The organism is Pareuzebyella sediminis (assembly GCF_008367235.1).
Classification (GTDB): Bacteria; Bacteroidota; Bacteroidia; order Flavobacteriales; family Flavobacteriaceae; genus Pareuzebyella; species Pareuzebyella sediminis.
Map to the genome: position 1 here is coordinate 262724 of NZ_VTZS01000001.1, position 18987 is coordinate 281710.

Genomic DNA, 18987 nt, shown 5'->3' on the forward strand with positions numbered 1-18987 from the left:
CAGGACTTTTCGGAATTTAAGCTTGCAAATTGCCCCCAAGATTTCAAATAGGGGGCTTTTGTCTTTAGGATACTAAAATGTCTATTTTTATAATGCCATCAATTCTTAGACCCATGAAATTTCTATATTATCTAAATGTTTTTGCTATTACGCTCTTTGTTGGTTGCGATAGAAATAAGAAACCTCAAGAGACAGTTACCGAACAAACGAGACCCAATATCATTTGGTTGGTCGCTGAAGATCAGTCGCCACAGTTTTTTCCGATGTATGGTAATCAGACCATAGCATTGCCGAATTTGGAGCGGTTAGCCGCTGACGGTGTCGTTTTCGACAACGCCGTTGCCCCCGTTCCCGTCTGTGCTCCTGCACGCAGTTCACTAATTACAGGAATGTACCCCACAACTTTGGGAACGCACAATATGCGTACCTATGCCCCTTGGCGAGGTGATGGCGAAAGCCCTTACCCGAGTCTTGGCATACCTAGCTATTCCCCTATAGTGCCTAAAGGAGTGAAAATGTTTCCAGAATACCTCCGTAAGATTGGGTATTACACGGCCAATGGACCTAAAGAGGACTATAATTTCGAGAAGACAGACGCTGCATGGAATGAAAGTAGCGCGGAACGCCATTGGAGAAAACGCCATAATGACCAACCTTTCTTTACAGTGTTCAATTTTGCGGTCTGTCACGAGTCACAAATTTGGAAGCGCAGCAAAGATTCCCTTTACGTAGCGCCCGATGCGGTACCAGTTCCGCCTTATTTCCCTGATACTCCAGTTGTTCGACACGATTTGGCTGTCAATTATAGCAATCTTAAGCGATTGGATGACCAGATCGGAGAGGTCATTGCTGACCTGAAAGAGGACGGGCTTTACGAAAATAGTATCATATTTTTTTACGGGGACCATGGAGGCCCTTTTCCGCGTCACAAAAGAGCGCTCTACGACACTGGCGTGAAAGTGCCGCTGATAATCAAGTTTCCAAACAATAAAAATTCCGGAAGCCGCGATGATCGGTTGATCAGCTTTATCGATTATGCGCCTACGGTGCTTTCAATGGCCGGTATCGAACCTCCTAAAGTTATGCAAGGCGTAGCCCAATTCGGAAAATTTGAGGGGAGGAACAAGCCTGAATACACATTTCATACCTCAGACCGTTTTGATGCGATTTATGATCGATTGCGCGCAGTGCGAAATAAGCGTTTTAAATACATTAAGAGTTACAATACAGATTTGAGCCATGCACTACCGGTAGCCTATCGAGAACAGATGCCTATGATGCAAGAGCTTCGAAGCCTTTATAAAGAAGGTAAATTAAATGATGAACAGGCGTCATGGCTTAGTCCTACGAAGCCTGAAGAAGAACTTTACGATTTGGAAAAAGACCCATTTGAACTGGATAATCTGGCTCAAAGGGAAGAATTTCAAGACACTTTAAAACATTTCCGAACTGTTTTGAACGACTGGATAAAAGAAACCAATGATTTAGGACGTATTGATGAAAGTGATCTTATCGCACGCTGGGTGCCAAACGGAGAACCTCCTCAACTGGCTTCCATAGAGATGGAGGAGACCGATGGAAAAATACTATTGTCTGCCCCGAAACCGGATGCTACCATCGTTTGGAAGTCCCCCAAAGATTCGATTTGGAGTATTTATTCCGAACCGCTGCCCAATGACCGACCCTTTGAGGCAAAAGCCGAGCGGATAGGTTATGCCGATAGCGAAACGTTAATCTTCAGCGTGGAATAATGGCAAGGCTATGAATTTCGATAATTCTCGTCGAAATCAAGATCGAAAAAAAGTTCTAAAAATTTACGGAAAGTTGTCCTTGTGCCTCATATTGGCCAATAAAATGAGCCGCGGCTGTTTCTTGAAACGTTCTAAAATCTTGATAGGCCAGTACTACGGAAGAGGCACTTTTCCAGTCTAATTTATTTAACAAATAGGGGTTTCCGAAGAGATATAGGACCACATTCTTGTAGCGGAGTAAGTTATTGATCAGTTCAAATTCTTCTTCCGAAATTCCGAAATCATGGTTAGGTTTCACTTCGGGAGGGAAGAGTGACAAAAGAACGTTCTTGTTTTTATAGGCCATTACTTCTGAAGGCACTACGGATTCAAATGCCTTATGCGCTCTGATCTCATCAAAAAAAGGGTTGTCGGGTCTTCTTGAAATAGATAGTCCAATAAAATCCGAAACAAAGAATTCCGATATCTGCGATTTGTCGCCTTTGAAGAGAGTTAAACTTCCTTGGGCTATTTTTTGGTTGAGCGGCAAGGGATCGGTGAGTGCGCTATCTTTCGATTTTTTTGATGATTTCACCTTTTCCTTCAACTTCCATATACGCTCGAAACTTTCTTCGACCTGATGTTCAGTGGCCCTTTTCAAAATAGTTTCGATTCCTTCCTCGATGTGTTCCGCGAAACAGAGCATATCGTTTCCGGCATCAAACGCCAGCCATTCAAGATCACCCTTTTTCTCATAGTCTTTTGAAACTGCGTGCATGTTCAAAGCATCTGAAACAACCACCCCGGTAAAACCCAGTTTCTCGCGCAGAACACCTTTAATGATTTTTTTTGAAACACTTGATGATATTCTTTCACCTTCTGATAATGCAGGAACCGAAAGATGTCCTACCATCACCGAATCGACACCCTTATCGATCAATTTTCGAAAAGGATAAAGCTCGTTGGCTAGCAAGTCATCAAGGGATTTTTCGATTTGGGGGAGCCCCAGGTGGGAATCGATAGCGGTATCACCATGACCGGGAAAATGCTTAATAGTTGTTAATATCCCTTCCTTTTGGGTTCCTTGTAAAAATGCCCATGATTTTTGGGTTACCCTATTTTTGTCCGACCCAAAGGAACGATAGCCGATAACGGGGTTGTTCGGATTGCTATTGATGTCCACACACGGAGCAAAATTCCAGTGGATTCCGGCTACTTTACAATCTTTTGCAATTTGCTTTCCAACCTGCTCAATCAAATCTGAGTCATGATCGCTTAGGGCACCGAGAGTTATGTTATAGGGATATTGGGGGGCGTTCTCGATACGCATGGCTAAACCCCATTCGGCATCAATAGCAATTAGCAAAGGGTATTTGGCTATTTTTTGGTACCGTTCGATGAGCCCGCAAAGTCGATCGTAGCTATTGGCGTTATGTAGTACTTCTTTTTTACCCTCAAAGTTGGTAGCGGCACTAGCACGGCTATGAAAAAAACAGATTCCTCCTAGGTTATGAGTGCTTATTTTTCTTTCGAGAACCTTGATATCCTCTTCGGAGTCATTAATAAAAGCAGCAGGCATAAAAAGCTGTCCTATCTTTTCACGAAGACTCAATTGGTTCTTTACTTTCTCGTAAGGTGGTACATTATGCATCGATGGTGTCTTTTTTCTTTCCGAAATCATCTGGATACGTTATTAAACGCAGTAGAAATAGCGCTGGGAGGGCGGCTACGACTACCCAAACAAAAAATCCTCCATAGCCTAGCCACTGTTGCATATAGCCGCTGATCATACCAGGCAACATCATTCCCAAAGCCATAAAACCTGTAGCGATGGCATAATGTGAAGTCTTTGACTTCCCTTCCGCTATATAAATGAGATACATTAAGAAAGCGGCAAATCCGAATCCATAGCCGAATTTTTCAAAAATCACCGTTGCGCTGACCGCATAAAGGTTTGTCGTATGGGTTATGGCTAGCAATGCATAAAGCACATTGGGCACGTTGAGGGACAACACCATGGGCAACATCCATTTTTTTAAGCCATCTCGAGAGATGAGAATACCCCCTAATATACCTCCCAAGGAAAGAAAAATTACCCCTGCTGTCCCAAAAATTGTACCCAACTGTTCTGTAGAATACCCAAGACCTCCTTTTTCGGGGGTGTCCAATAAAAAGGGGGCGGTCATTTTGACCAATTGCGATTCACCGAGGCGGTACGTAAGAATGAATGCTAATGCAATACCGATTCCAGGCTTTTTGAAAAAGGAGGTGAAAACTTCAAGAAAACCTTTCGGCTTTTCCAAGTCGATAGCCGTTGATGATTCATATTTTGGAGTGACCAAAAGATTGGATACGGTGAGTACTAGCATCAACACAGAGGCCGTTATCATAGTGATACTCCATGCCTTGGTATTGTCTCCGTATTTGCTTTCAAGAAATCCGGCCATGATGACGATCAACCCCTCTCCCGTAACCATGGCAAGTCGATAAAAAGTGCTCCTCATACCAACGAAAAAAGATTGTTTTTTTTCACTCAGCCCCAACATATAATAGCCATCCGAGGCGATATCGTTCGTTGCCGATGCAAAGGCCGCCATCCAAAAGCAGGCTAGGGTAGCGGTAAAAAACATATTCGTGGGTAACGATAAGCCAACACCCATTAAGGCAAGGGCAATAATGAGTTGCATAACCAAAAACCATTTGCGCTTTGTGCTTTTCAGGTCCACGAACGGACTCCATAGAGGTTTCAGTACCCACGGTAAGTATAAGACGCTCGTGTATAACCCGATATCCTCATTGCTTACACCAAGCTTTTTATACATAATCACAGAAACAGTAACTACCAACACGTAGGGTAGGCCTTGGGTAAAATATAAAATGGGGACCCACGCCCACGCACGTTTATCTTTTTGAACCATGTTGTTCCGTTTACTTTAAAAATAGGATTTCAAGGGCTGCTTTTCCACCTGTACTGCCAAAAAAGTGAAGGCTTGGATTCTTTTCGGAAATTGATACCAATAAAAAGGCCTATTCTTTATCAAAAATAGGCCTTTGAGAAGTCTTTCCTATAAATTTTAGTCGAATTTGTAGCGGACAAATGCTTCCATGGCTGCATAGTCCGATAGGCCGAGAGCTCTATATCGTGCGGCGGTATCTCTGTTTCGCTCTTCAGCACGCATCCAGAATTCACGGGAGTCATCCCCTTGAAACATAACCCCGTCTTTTTGCGACTGATGGCAAAAGATGGCATAGCGTTTCTTTAGTACTTGATCAGGACTCATGGGCACCGCCATTTCGATTTCGTTAATATCCCACTCATGCCATGCGCCGCGATATAACCATAGCCAGCAGTCTTTCATGAAAGCTTCGGATTTCAGTTGTTTCATGGATTCGAAAACCGCGTCTAGACATACCCTGTGTGTGCCATGGGGGTCTGCCAAATCACCTGCGGCAAATATTTGATGTGGCTTGATTTTTTTGATGATATCCATCATGATTTTGATATCATCTTCCGATAGATTTTTTTTCTTAATGGTGCCCGTTTCATAGAATGGTAAATCTAAAAAGTGAACGTTGGCATCATCTAGTCCAAGATACCTTACGGCCGCATAAGATTCTCCGCGTCTGATATTCCCTTTTAACTTTCTTACTTCAAGGGTATCAAAACTACTTTCACTTTTGTCATGAATAGAGTCAATAATCGTTTGGGCCTCTTCCGATGGGAAAATTCGTTTTGATATTTCGGCATAGCGAAGGGCGTCTTGATCTGACACGGCAATATTACCCGAAGTCTGGTATACGACATGTACTTCATGACCCTGTTCTATCAATCGGTCAAAGGTTCCGCCCATGGAGATAACATCATCATCAGGGTGTGGACTGAAAATAATGACCCTTTTTTGAGCTGGTTCTGCACGTTCTGGTCTACTGGTATCATCTGCGTTAGGTTTTCCCCCAGGCCATCCGGTAATCGTATGTTGTAATCTATTGAACATTCTTATATTCAAATCATACGAGTCTTCAGCGGTCAACAAGCCAGACATACCATTATCGTTATAATCTTTATCGGTAAGGCTAAGAATCGACTTACCTGTTTCTCCACAGAGCCAGACTATGGCTTTGGCGGTGAGTTCTTCGGTCCATTCCAACGATTCATCGACCAACCATGGGGTTTTATTTCTGGTAAGTTCGCTTCCCGCTCCCACATCCAACACAAACGTGCAATTGTCATGCTCCTGTAAATAGGTAGCAGGTACATGTGAAGAAATGTCACCTTCAATAGTTTTCTTTATGACATCGGCCTTATTTTGTCCCCAGCCCAATAAAACAATTCTTCTAGCACTTCTTACTGTGGCGATACCCATGGTGATCGCTTTTCGGGGTACGTTATCGATACCCAAAAAAGATGGGGCTGCATCAACACGTGTTATATGGTCAAGTGTGATGACCCTCGTACCTGAATTGTAGTGAGATCCTGGTTCATTGAAGCCGATATGGCCCGTGCGCCCAATGCCAAGAAGTTGAAAATCGATGCCTCCGAATCGTTTTATTTCCTTTTCATAAGAAAGGCAATAATCGATAACGGAATCTCCCGAAATCATACCATCTGGAATATGAATATTCTCGGAAGGAATATCGATATGGTTGAATAAATGTTCGTGCATAAAATACCAATAACTCTGACGATTATCCTTTTCCATAGGTAGATATTCATCAAGATTAAAAGTAACGACATTGGAAAAGCTTAAGCCTTCTTCTTTATGCATGCGAACCAGTTCTTCATAAACTCCAATTGGGGATGATCCAGTCGCAAGCCCTAAGACACAAACCTCATTGGAAGTTTGTTTCGTTTGTATTAAATCCGCAATCTCCTGTGCGACCTTTGTTGAAGCCTCTTTTGAATCTTCGAAAATGACATTATGAATTTTTTCGAATCGGGTTTCCTCAAATTGACCTACTGGTCGATAGGCGATGGTTGATGTTTTTTTCTCTAAGAATGTTTTCATTTTCGTTTTCTTACGTTTGAGCGATGACAATTAGAATTCGTGCAAATGTAGGCAATTTAATTACAAATTGCTGTTTTGTGCTTCTAATTTTGCTGTTTTTTGCTTTTTTTAATAGTTTGATAATATTAAAGCTGTAAAAAACGGCAAATCATAATTAATTTTCTATTTTTGCTTCAATCTAATAAGATATACGTTTAGCGCATGTTAAAGGAAGAGAGGCAACAGACCATATTGAGTGAGGTAGAACTTCACAACCGTATTCTCTTGACCGACATTGCCGATGCGTTAGACGTCTCGATTGATACGGTCAGAAGAGATGTCAAAGAACTTGATGCCGAAAATAAACTGAAGAAGGTTCATGGAGGTGCTATTTCCTTGGGTTTTACTTCTAGTAGCGTTCGAAGCGATAATATTTATAGACTAGAACAGAAAAGAAAGATTGCCGAAAAAGCTTTGGATCTTTTAAAACCGGGGGGCGTGATTTTTGTTGATGGAGGCACGACCTGTTCAGAATTGGCGAGGCTGATTCCGGCAAACCTAGAGCTCACCTGCTTTACCCATAGTCTACCGGTCGCTACAGAGCTTCTTTCCAAGACCGGCCTTACAGTTATTATGGTAGGGGGGCAGGTTTCTAGTGAATCCCAGACCGCTATCGGGGCAAATGCGATACACAATCTTTCGGAAATCAAGGTCGACTATAGCTTTATTGGTACCGGTTATGTAGATTCTTACTACGGGCTTACCGAATTCGATTGGGATATTGTACAGGTAAAAAAAGCAATCATAAAAAGCTCAAAAAAAACAGTACTTTTATCTATTTCTGAGAAGTTGAATTCTCAGCACCGATATAAAAGTTGTGATATTAACGCCATCAACACCATGATTACCGAACTAAATCCTGAAAATAAATTGTTGGATTCCTTTAGAAATCATGATATTCGAATTTTATAATGCCATGAAATATACCAAAATAACAGAGACTCCATCAAACCACGACCATTTGGAAAATCTCGATTCGACCTCGATTCTCCAAAAAATGAATGAGGAAGATAAAAAGGTCGCAGAGGCCGTTGAGGAGGCTATCCCCCAAATTTCAAAATTAGTGGACGCTTTGGCGGATCGATTTGAAAAAGGCGGTCGTTTGTTCTATATCGGAGCGGGAACCAGTGGTCGTCTCGGTATTTTAGATGCCTCTGAGATACCCCCGACCTATGGTATGCCCCATACCCGTGTTATTGGATTGATTGCCGGGGGTGATGTCGCTATTAGAAAATCTGTGGAACATGCGGAAGACGATTCGGATCAAGCTTGGAAAGATCTAACGGCGTACGATATTTCAGATTTGGATGTGGTGGTAGGTATTGCCGCCTCTGGCACCACACCATATGTTTTAGGGGGCATCGCCGACGCAAAAGAACATGGTTTATTGACTGCTGGAATTACGAACAATCCTGGTTCACCGCTAGCTGAAGCTGCCGACATCCCTATAGAGATAAACGTGGGGCCCGAATTCGTAACTGGAAGTACTCGAATGAAAAGTGGTACATCTCAGAAATTGGCGCTGAATATGATTTCTACGGCATTGATGATACGTATTGGTCGCGTCAAAGGAAATAAAATGGTCCATATGCAATTGAGCAACGACAAATTGGTCGATCGTGGCACGAGATATGTGATGGAAGGCCTTGATGTGGATTATGAAGAAGCGCAAGAATTGTTGAAGAAACACGGATCTGTCAAGGAAGCCATAGCGGCCGGAAAGTGACGATAATTTCAAAAAGGACTTTATTTTTTAATGGTCTCGACCTCTTTCGGGGTTATCATTTTTTCGGAAGTATTTCCCCATGAGTTCATTATAAAATTCATAACGTCGGCAACTTCTTGATCGTCAAGACCTAATGGGGCCATTACATTGTTATAGGTGACGCCATTCACCGTTATTTCACCTTGCTGACCATATTTCACCCCACGAATGCTTGCCTCACGATTTTCCATTAGATAGTCGGACTCGGCCAAGGGCGGAAATGTGTGAGCAATACCTTCACCTTGTTCAAGATGGCAAGAGGCGCAGAAATCGCTGTAAATCTCATTACCGCGTTGCATGCTTGCTTTGAGTTCGGAATTTTGGGAAAAACAGATACTTATTCCCGAAAAGAAAAATATAAAGATTACAAAATGTACCTTCATTGATAATTCGTTAAGAAGTCAATTGTAGTGCCTGAACCCGGTTAAAACTAGTCTTTAGGATTGAGTTTGTATATGCCCTTGCCTTCTACAGCAACGTATAACATGCCATTCGGTCCTTCCTTTACATCGCGTACACGACCGATACCATCTAAGAGCTTTTCGCGCTTTACCACTTTATTCCCTTCGACGATTAATCGTTCTAAGTATTGAAATTTTAAGGAGCCTACAAGGATACTTCCTTTCCAATCCCCGTATTTAGAACTCGTCACAAAAGTCATACCACTGGGTGCTATACTGGGTACCCAGTAGTGAAAGGGCTGCGTCATGCCCTCCATTTCTGTTTTATCGGTAATAGGGGTGCCGCTATAGTTGATGCCGTAAGTAACCACAGGCCAACCATAATTGGCTCCTGCTTTAATGATGTTTATTTCGTCACCGCCACGAGGGCCATGTTCATTGTCCCATATAGCTCCAGTTTCAGGATGCATCGCTAAACCCTGGGGGTTTCGGTGACCGTAGCTGTAAATGGCTGTTTTTGCACCATTCGTACCCACAAATGGATTATCGTCAGGTATGGTCCCATCATCAAAAAAACGATAGATTTTACCGCCGTCTCGAGTTATATCCTGAGGGTTTTCGTCCCTAGCCCCTCTTTCCCCTATGGACAAATAAAGATATCCATCGTTATCGAATTGTATGCGTGAACCGAAGTGCTGACCCTTGGTGGTGTTAGGAGATGCTTTGTAAAGTAACTCTTTGTTTACTAATGAATTGTCTTCAATCTTTGCTCGTATTAAAGCCGTATTCCCTCCTTTTTCCTCACCCTCTTCAGAGGCAAATGATAGGTAGACCCAGCCGTTGTTTTTATAATCGGGATGTACTTCGACATCCAGCAATCCTCCTTGGCCTCTGACATAAACCTCTGGAACATTTGTTATTTTATTTTTCACCCCATCTTTGAAATGTATCAATTCTCCTGACTTTTCGGTGACCAGCATGCTTCCATCAGGCAAAAAAGCCATGCCCCACGGAGTTTGTAGTTCGTCGATTAATAATATTGGCTCAAAAGGCACTTTGCTTGGGTTATCTACTTTATTTTCAGGGTCTTGAGCGCATGAAAAACTTAAGGCTCCAATAATTAGATAGAGTAATAGTACACTTTTTCTCACGTTGCGACGTTTAATGATAATAATAAGGTAGGCTCTAGGGTCAAATATAATTAGAAAATATAAGTTAAAACAATTACTTGAAAGAATAAAAGGCTACCCAAATCGCCTTTATTCTTACTAAATACGACTTAACCTATGCTCCCCAAAAAATCGAGACATTTTTTATATGTCTTTTTGCTATTGACTTTGTCGGTAATAGGTACTTCGGCCGTTGCGAGCAATAGAGTGTATGCGGTTCTCGCCGAGGTTGCTACCAGCGTAAAAATGGCCACCTCTACAACACGGGTTGTGGTGGAGTCAGTAAAAGAAAGCCATAAAAAAAGTATTCAATCAGACATTTCGAATAAAATGGCCGCCCCGATGTACACGACCATTATTCAGGGTGCGGATGACCTGGTCAATTGTACCAATGATGGTGCCACCATTGCCCGGTTTATTTTATGTGGTGATTCGGACGACAGAAATATTAGCTTGTCAGGTGGACCGTATGGGGCTGTCTCATGGCAACAGTTGACTGGAGCCACACCAAATACCAATATCGAATGTCCGGATTATGTTTCGGCCTATACCGAAGTGTCGACCTCCCCAACTTTTAATTTAGATGCTAGCAGCATCTCTGCCGTAAACGGCGCTGAGTTCAGGGTTCAAATAAATGGGGGGCAATTCTACTATTTTGAAGTGATCAAGAGTACGATTACACAGACCTTTACGAAGAAGGATTTTGTTTGTAATAACCCTGGAAGAATTGAGATAACCGGTCTTCCCAACAGCTATCAGTTCCGGATTAGAGAAGGTTCCAACCCTTTTGGCCCTTATCAATCCTCCTCTATTTTTCCTAACCTTGATCCCGGTTTTTATACAGTTCAGGCTCGATTGAATATTGCCGGGCAAGTATGCGAGTATTTGTACGATGTCATAGAGATTCGTCAAATAGATATTGAAATCGATGTGACCTTTACCAATCCCGTTTGTAGTGGTGAGACAGGAAATATCGACGTGACCGTAAATCCTGATGTACCCGGGCCTTATGTATATACCCTGTTGGATGAGAATGGAGCAGAAATTGCCTTTACCTCGACTATTTCAAGTAATACCTATACGTTCAACGACGTAAGTGAAGGTACTTATGCTATAAAGGTCGAAACCAATGATTGTAAAGAAGATATTCCAAACGGCATTCCAGCGCCCATACAGTATACCGATACCAGTGGAAACCCAATTACGGTAGGTACCGGGCTTAATCCAATCTCGGTAATTACCGACACTAATGGAATGAGTTTTGGTTGTGCTACGATATCAGCAGTGAATATTGACGTCACGCCTTCAGGAGGTTCTGGCACCTATAGTTATACGGTCAGCGATGGCGGTAATTCTGGAGGTTTGTTTACCGGTACTAGCACGTATACAGTAACAAGCCCCGGAACCTATACTTTTTTCATTACCGACGATCAAGGGTGTACCGCGGAAAAATCGGAGTATGTTGCCGAACTTGACCCTCCCGATGTCAGTGCCGGACCCATAACGGGAACCTGTACTAATGGAGGGGGTAAGGTTGATTTTACGATTATTGATGCTAAGGGTTTTAATCTGGAATATCGTGCTACCAATAACCCTAGTGATGCTTTTACATCATCACCCACTATACCGGTTGCTGACGGAACCTACAATATAGTAGAAGTAAGGTATTCCCAAGGGGCATTCACCTGTGTTTTGGCACTGCCTTCGGTGACCGTGACCTCACAAGGTGGACTATCTGGTTCAGCAAGCTTGACCCAAGACTATACCTGTTCAAATGGGGGTGCGACCATAGATTTTAGTGCCGCTAGCGGTGGTTCTGGAACAGGATACGCCTATAGTATTGATAATATAACTTATCAATCTGGAACTAGTTTTACAGGATTGACACCAGGTACTTATATTCCCTATATTAGGGACGATGCAAATTGTTATCAGGCATTGGCACCAATTACGATATCCGAGCCAATACCGCCGACCGCTATCAATTTCGTTCAAGACAATCTCGATTGTGCCACAGGTACCAGTAGGGTATCTATTGATGTACAACCTGCTTCATTTTCCGTGGCTCAATATGAAATAGTTTCCTCGAATCCTGCTACCACCCTGCCTGCTCCCCAAGCGAGTAATGTGTTTAGCGGACTTCCCTTGGATACGTCGTACCAGTTTGAAATTACCGACACCGATGGTTGTGTGTATTCGGCTAGTTTTACTACGGGCGGTTTCAGTAGTATAAGGGCGCGGGTAAAATCTGGGGGCGACCGAAGGGTTTGCCCAAGTGCTACGGACGGTAATGGGGCGTTCCTCGTTGATGGATTTGCCACGGACTACGATTACACTATTACGCTTTTGCCTAGTACACCCATTGCCAGTGGCACAAATAGTAGTGATTTGGAGATTCCGATTACGAATATAGGTGCAGGAACCTACGAAATAACAGTGACGGATAATGACACAAATTGTACTTCTACCGCATCATTCGATGTGGAGGAAGCGGCGACTCCTTTAAGTATTACTCCGACTGTAACCGATATGAGTTGTCAGAACAATAATATTGGAAGGGTGCGTGCAAATGCAACAGGCGGATTTGGAGGGTATCGGTATGAGCTACAGTGGCCGTCCCCTCCTGGTACGCTCCAAGGACCCAAAACCGGTAGAACCTTTGGTAACCTTACTGCGGAGGGAATCTATACGCTTACGGTAACCGATTCGGAAGGCTGTACCGCTACCACAACATTTACATTGACCGCCGTAAGTGCTCCAAGTATTAGTTTTGACGCGGCCGATTATTGCTACTCTTCTACTAATGATGCCGAAATTACAGTTTCGTCAACAGCGGGTAGCGCTGCTTTAGCAACCCACCAATATCGAATTAATGGGGGAGCCTTGCAGACACCGACCGTGGCGGGCACCCATACGTTTACCAATCTAGTACCAGGTAATTATACCATTGAGGTAGTAGATGGCAACGGGTGTTTAGCGCAGACAACTACTATTCGTATACCACCTCAAATTCAGGTCAATATTGACGCTGTAAGAGAGATTCCTTGCGGAGGGGATGGCGAAATGGAAATAACGGTTTCCGGGGGCGATGTAAGTAATTTGGCTGCCACCTCTTATACCATATTTAAAGATGGAGTGCCTGTACCTGGGCATAATGGCACTGTCATTCCGTCCAACCCTTTCACTTATACGATTCCTTATGGTGAACATGGGGATTATACGGTATCCGTTACCGATTCCAATACCTGTAGCAATATATCGGAGGTACTAACCTTCGCCGAACCTACCAACATTGCAGCAACGGAACGTATCATCGGCCCTAGTTGCGGTGATCCGAATAGTGGTTTCGTAGAGGTTATTCCTACGGTGTCTTCAGGAGTGCCGCCATTTGAAGTGGTATTTGCCCCAGCCGGTACATTGGTCGCCGACCCCAATACTCCCGACCCTACCTTGACCTATAATTTTTCATCGCAGACTATTTATTCGGGCCTAGCTGCAGGAAATTATGAATATTTGGTAAAAGATTCAAGAGATTGTATTACGGCGGTGACCTCAATAACGGTGGTAGATGACCCCAACCCTTCACCGGATATGACTGTGGCACCCATCGATGCTGCATGCTCTTCAGGTAATCTTTCAGGGGGTGTTACGGTTACTTTAGCTACGCCTGGCAGCCCGAATTACACTGTTATTGTAGAAGACAATTTTGGTAATCCTTTCGTAACCCAAAACGATGTGGCCCCTGGCGATTTTCCGCTGTCGGTAACTGATCCTAGTCTAGTACCTGGCGATTATCAAGTTATAATTCTTGATGCAAGGGGATGTAGGGATATTGAACCTATAACAATAGGCACTTTAAACCTCGATATCGTACCGACCTATCCGGCACCTCCGGTTACTTGTACCCCGGGCGGTACGACAGTTTGCGTTGATATCGTCAATGGTTCAGGAAGTTATGAAATCCGTTTGACAGATCCTGATCCGAATGTGGGTTGGGTGACGCCTAACAATCCACCGGCCAACCATTGCTTCAGTAACCTTTTGTTCGGTGTCTCTTACACCGTTGATGTGCGCGACCTGGTCACAGGATGTATGTATACTGAAATAATAACCCTTCCTGATGGACCTGGGTCTAGCGTTGTTTTGACGGTGGATAATGCTACCTGTAGAAATGGGGATGTTGGCCTAAATTATACCATTTCTTCCGGTACGGCTCCGTTTGATGTCTTTATCACGAACTTGAACACCGGAGATGTGGTCTATAATGTATCCGGTTCCCTACTCAATACACTTGCTACACCATTAACGGTACCTTCGGGTCGATATGGAATTTCAGTAGTCGATGCGGGCGATTGTTCTAGTGGCGATGAAGATGAGGCGATATTGAATACCCCTAGAGTTGATATAATAGATAATCAAAATGCAAATTGTAATGCATTGGGGCAGCTAACCGTTCGAGGAAGTGGGGGCACACCCTATGCTACAGGGAGTCCGTACCTGTACGCTTATGTGCCTTCGGGCACGCCAGTGGACAATGATGGAACCCTTACCCCGGCCGATCCTTCCGACGACTTTTCAGATGCTGCTACAGTCTCTCTTCCGGGAGCATTGGCCCCAGGTATCAACTATGATATTTGGGTCAAGGATGCGAATGATTGCGCCTACATGGTTTCCGCGGCCGTGGTTCAGTTAGACCCGGACTTACCGACTCCATCCATTACCGTTAACAATCAATGTGATGTAACCACTCCTGTGGGTGGGTTTACCATAACGGTCGAAATGCCAGGGGATATTGATACACCCACCTTCACATTGAATGGTGTAAGTCAGACGCCTGTCTATACACCGGGAACTCCTACTCAAGCGGTGTTCACCGTAAATAACATAGGTGATTATCCGGTTTATGTGATCGATGCAGATGGTTGCGATGTAGAAGATGTTGCGGAAGTATACCAAGTACTTTCAGCTTCAGGGGATTTTAGTACTGAGCCCAGTTGTGAAGATGCTAACGGGGCTATAACGATTACAGCGGATGGTGGTAGTGGTGATTTCACCTACGTGCTGACCGGAACAGATATGTTTGGTGGTGCAGTTAACATTACCGATGCAAACAGTGATGGGGTGTTCCCGAATATTCCTCCTGGAGATTATCAAGTAGAGGTAACCGATAATCTTGTTGACGATGGAGTCAACAACTGTACCTTTATTGTTGACAACATTATCAGAACTACCCCTGTTCAACCTATAATCGATGAAACCGGAGAAAGTGATGTGAGCTGTAATGGTTTGGGTGATGGAAGTATCGCACTTTCCCTTCAAGCAGGAACCGATGCAGATGGCATTCAAGAGTACAATCTATACAATGGCACCTTGCCGCTGCCTGGAGCCGCTGTCCCGATTGCCACGAACAATTCTGGGGCATTTAACAATTTAGTTCCGGGAGACTACGTCGTAGAAGTCGTAACAAATCGAAATTGTTTCGATCGGGAATATGTAAGAATAAATGAGCCGCCAGTTTTTGAGATTGATGTAACGGCCGGTACATTGCTTTGTAATCCGAATGCGAATCAGTTTAGCACTACTATCGTCAGTGCCTCAATAGTTGGTGCTAATACAGGTAATGGTGCGCCCTACGGATATAAAATAAACTTGGCCGACAGTTATCAATCCAGCCCTGATTTTGAAATTGTGGATACGGGCCTTGATCAAGTGATTACAATATATGCCATTGATGCCAACGGCTGCGAGTTCAACGATTCCGTAACGGTTCTAGCTCCTACTGCCGTAAGTGCTACCATTACCCAAATATCGCCAATGGATTGTGAGAACCCTGAACGCATTCGCATCGATGTAACCGGTAGTACTAACTTTATTATTGAAGACCAAGGTTTCTCCGTATCTCCTGTTGGTAGCGTTTCACAACCTAGTGGAAGCTCTATAATAATGGATCTGCCAATGGTAGCGGGTGAATATCGCTTGCAGGTCAACGACGTTGGTGGATGTGCCTATCCTATTCCTGCCTATGTAGTGGCGGAACCGGTTTTGCCTACCGCTACGATCAATGAAGTTGAGCCGGTAGGATGCTTAGGAGCTACCGATGGAGAATTGACCATATCGGTAAGTAATTACACAGGTTCTTATGAATACTGGGTTTACGATGCAAGCGATCCCGGTTTTACAGGGGGTAGTTTCGGAAGCCCAGTTTCCGGAAATTCGACAGGTACCATAAATATGTTGACAGACGGTAATCCTGCAACTATAACAGGATTGCCCGGCGGTAATTTACGCGTGGTTATCCGAGAATTGGGTACAACGGCTTCTTCTTGTAATGTCTTCAGCAATGTAACCACGATTCGGATGCCAAGCGAGCAATTGGTGATTACCACTTTGGACGAAATTGGCAGGGTAGGTTGTAATGACAACTTGGGAGAAATCGTCGCGACAACAGAGGGAGGCTGGGAGAGCTCTCCTTATGAATATATGTTGGAATATGAGAATCCTGTAGGTAGTGGTTTTGCACCTCACTCCAATCCTTCCTATTCAACTTTTGCGGCAAACGGAGGTAACAATAGGTTTGTCGGACTCGCCAGTGGAAATTATAGGGTTACGGTAAGGGATGTCGAAGGATGTACCCATACTAGTGAACTGGAACTTCTTGCGGTACCTGTAATTCAGGCTGAAGCACAAATAACACGAGAGCTCGAGTGCCCACAAGGAAATGATGCAGTCATTGTTGCGGTCGAACCGGGCACATCGACTCCAGGTGCGATCGGTGGGGTGCCAGGGGGAGGGTATCAATATCGATTAATCGAACTGGATCCAAATAATTTAGACCCTACCGATCCTATCAATCATATTCGCGCAACAGGATTACAAAACGAACCCGAATTCGAGGGTTCAAGCGGAACTGGTGTTATTCCGGGGGGGTGGTATACCATTGAAGTGGTCTCAACGCTAAACTGTCAAACTTATACACCTCCAGTTGAGGTTATTGCCCCTCCGGCAATTAATCCTGTACTTATTCAAACCTCTGTGCCCGCTTGTGGTAATATAGCGACTATGATGATTCGGGTGAACAATCCACAAGGTGGAACCTATGAATACAGTGTGAATAATTCTGGCGGTCCTTGGTTGCCCATAGATGAGTTTGATAGTAATGGACTTCCGGTTAAAACGGGTATTCCTGGTACTATTGGAAACTCATATCGTTATGAGGTTCGTAAGGTAGGAAGTTTGACCTCGTGTTTGGCACGTAAGACCAATGGTTTAACCATAACTGATGCTGAACCTCTGAGTTTAGATCCGACATCGCCGACTTTTGATGTTTCCTGTGCCTATGAGGTCGATGGTAGGATAGAGGCAATAGCTAATGGAGGAACTGGTATTTATGAGTTTAGAATTTATGACACGGATCCAGGTTCGGATGCTTTTGCCGCCGAGCTGTTGCCTACCTATAATAACTTGCCTATGCAAGATTATGGTACTTTCGAGAATCTGGATGCTGGCACATATTGGATTTCGGTGATTAGCCGTCAAAACTGTGGTGTGGTACAAGGGCCGTTCGTGATTGACCCCGCAGAACCGGTTACTTTAGATTATAGTTCCACACCGACTTCTTGTTTTGGAGAAGCCGATGGATCTATTACGATGAATGTCACCAGTGCAACGGCAGGTTTGGTAAAATTCGCAATAGAACCGAATTTGAGTGAATTCTTTACCGATCCCGATAATCCTATGTCGTATACTTTTACCGATTTGCCTGCCAACACTCCGAATAACCCATCTTATACTGTTTTGGCACAAGATGCAGAGGGATGTCCGCAGACCTTTGAGATCGTTGTTACCGAACCTGATGAACTTTTAGTTGTCGATGTGGCGACCACACCGGAAACCTGTATTGGGGTTGCCGACGGCACCGCGCAGTTGACCCTAACTGGCGGAACACCTTTTGTAGATCCGGTTACTTTCACGCCCTATTACGAAACTCGATTGGTGGGGCCTAATTCTGATGGTACGGAGGTATTTGTGAGAAACGATAATCTTTTCTTTGACAATTTGATAGGTGGAGAGAGCTACTTCGTCTTTGTTCAGGATGCCAACCTATGCGGTACAAATGTTATGATTCCTATTGAGATTGGCGTAGATCTAACGGCAGAACCTGTTATAGTCTATGGTTGTGAAGGAATTTTTCCGAATAGCACTACTACCATTCAAATGCAGGACCCTGATTTGATACCTGAGCTTTTATTTGCGATAGACCCGGTGGATCCGACCGATGCCATTTCGGCTATGGCAGATACCGTATTTGCTTGGGGAAACCTCCCCGAGGGTGATCATACGGTGTATATTTATCATGGGAACGGATGTACCAATTCCGTCGATTTCACAATTGATGCCTACGAGCCTCTAACGTTGGTTGCCGAGAAAACGGGTCCGAACGAGATAACGGCTACCGCAAGCGGCGGTTATGGCGGACACGAATTCTTCTTTGATGGAGTATCCTATGGTGATACGGGCATATTTACTACGACAGAAAGCGGCACTGTAGAGATCAGGGTAGTCGACCAAAGCGGTTGTGAGGCTATAGCCGTAATACCATTCGAATTTACCGGAATGATTGAAATACCTAATTTCTTCACTCCGAATGGGGATAACGAAAATGATTTCTGGGCACCGACCAATAGGGAATTCTTCCCTAATATCGAGGTCATTATCTATGACCGGTATGGGAGGGTAGTCGCCAGACTCGATCAGGTCTCAAAATGGGATGGTAGATATGACGGAAAAGAATTGCCTACCGGAGACTATTGGTATGTAGTCAACCAAAATGACGAGCGCGAGATTCGATATGTGGGCCACTTTACCCTCTATCGATAG

9 protein-coding genes are annotated in these 18987 nt (G+C 44.0%); 4 read left to right on the plus strand and 5 right to left on the minus strand.

Going from position 1 to position 18987, the window contains the following annotated elements; all coding sequences use genetic code 11:
• The first annotated feature begins 113 nt into the window (after window positions 1-113).
• On the plus strand, window positions 114-1751 hold the full coding sequence (locus F2B13_RS01080) for a sulfatase family protein (RefSeq protein WP_149302811.1): 1638 nt from the start codon (window positions 114-116) through the stop codon (window positions 1749-1751).
• 55 nt (window positions 1752-1806) lie between these two features.
• Here F2B13_RS01080 and F2B13_RS01085 read toward each other — a convergent pair whose 3' ends face one another.
• The 3 genes from F2B13_RS01085 to nagB form a co-directional block, all read right to left on the minus strand.
• Entirely contained in the window at window positions 1807-3411 is a 1605-nt protein-coding gene (locus F2B13_RS01085) for a glycoside hydrolase family 3 protein (protein WP_232623056.1), read from the minus strand.
• Complete coding sequence (locus F2B13_RS01090; protein ID WP_149277056.1) at window positions 3374-4648, minus strand: MFS transporter; 1275 nt, start codon at window positions 4646-4648, stop codon at window positions 3374-3376. Before F2B13_RS01090 ends, F2B13_RS01085 begins: the two co-directional genes overlap by 38 nt.
• Before the next feature lie 156 nt (window positions 4649-4804).
• Window positions 4805-6736: a glucosamine-6-phosphate deaminase gene (gene nagB / locus F2B13_RS01095; RefSeq protein ID WP_149277057.1), complete on the minus strand. Its 1932-nt coding sequence runs from the start codon at window positions 6734-6736 to the stop codon at window positions 4805-4807.
• A gap of 201 nt (window positions 6737-6937) precedes the next feature.
• Here nagB and F2B13_RS01100 point away from each other — a divergent pair, with 201 nt between their 5' ends.
• Both F2B13_RS01100 and murQ read left to right on the plus strand, forming a co-directional pair.
• Complete coding sequence (locus tag F2B13_RS01100) at window positions 6938-7687, plus strand: DeoR/GlpR family DNA-binding transcription regulator (protein ID WP_149302813.1); 750 nt, start codon at window positions 6938-6940, stop codon at window positions 7685-7687.
• 4 nt (window positions 7688-7691) lie between these two features.
• Window positions 7692-8501: an N-acetylmuramic acid 6-phosphate etherase gene (gene murQ, locus F2B13_RS01105; protein ID WP_149277059.1), complete on the plus strand. Its 810-nt coding sequence runs from the start codon at window positions 7692-7694 to the stop codon at window positions 8499-8501.
• Window positions 8502-8521: 20 nt separating this feature from the next.
• Here murQ and F2B13_RS01110 read toward each other — a convergent pair whose 3' ends face one another.
• Both F2B13_RS01110 and F2B13_RS01115 read right to left on the minus strand, forming a co-directional pair.
• Window positions 8522-8923: a c-type cytochrome gene (locus F2B13_RS01110; protein ID WP_232623057.1), complete on the minus strand. Its 402-nt coding sequence runs from the start codon at window positions 8921-8923 to the stop codon at window positions 8522-8524.
• Window positions 8924-8970: 47 nt separating this feature from the next.
• Window positions 8971-10092 carry a PQQ-dependent sugar dehydrogenase gene (locus tag F2B13_RS01115; RefSeq protein ID WP_149302815.1) on the minus strand — a complete coding sequence of 374 codons (1122 nt, stop codon included), beginning with the start codon at window positions 10090-10092 and terminating at the stop codon, window positions 8971-8973.
• A gap of 135 nt (window positions 10093-10227) precedes the next feature.
• Here F2B13_RS01115 and F2B13_RS01120 point away from each other — a divergent pair, with 135 nt between their 5' ends.
• A complete protein-coding gene (locus F2B13_RS01120; RefSeq protein ID WP_149302817.1) occupies window positions 10228-18987 on the plus strand; it encodes a T9SS type B sorting domain-containing protein in 8760 nt (2919 codons plus the stop codon).

Bases quoted from the DNA above. Each gene is read 5' to 3' on its own strand.
- murQ (WP_149277059.1), top strand. From the start codon at position 7,692: ATGAAATATACCAAAATAACAGAGACTCCATCAAACCACGACCATTTG.
- F2B13_RS01110 (WP_232623057.1), bottom strand. From the start codon at position 8,923: ATGAAGGTACATTTTGTAATCTTTATATTTTTCTTTTCGGGAATAAGT.
- F2B13_RS01085 (WP_232623056.1), bottom strand. From the start codon at position 3,411: ATGATTTCGGAAAGAAAAAAGACACCATCGATGCATAATGTACCACCT.
- nagB (WP_149277057.1), bottom strand. From the start codon at position 6,736: ATGAAAACATTCTTAGAGAAAAAAACATCAACCATCGCCTATCGACCA.
- F2B13_RS01120 (WP_149302817.1), top strand. From the start codon at position 10,228: ATGCTCCCCAAAAAATCGAGACATTTTTTATATGTCTTTTTGCTATTG.
- F2B13_RS01080 (WP_149302811.1), top strand. From the start codon at position 114: ATGAAATTTCTATATTATCTAAATGTTTTTGCTATTACGCTCTTTGTT.
- F2B13_RS01100 (WP_149302813.1), top strand. From the start codon at position 6,938: ATGTTAAAGGAAGAGAGGCAACAGACCATATTGAGTGAGGTAGAACTT.
- F2B13_RS01090 (WP_149277056.1), bottom strand. From the start codon at position 4,648: ATGGTTCAAAAAGATAAACGTGCGTGGGCGTGGGTCCCCATTTTATAT.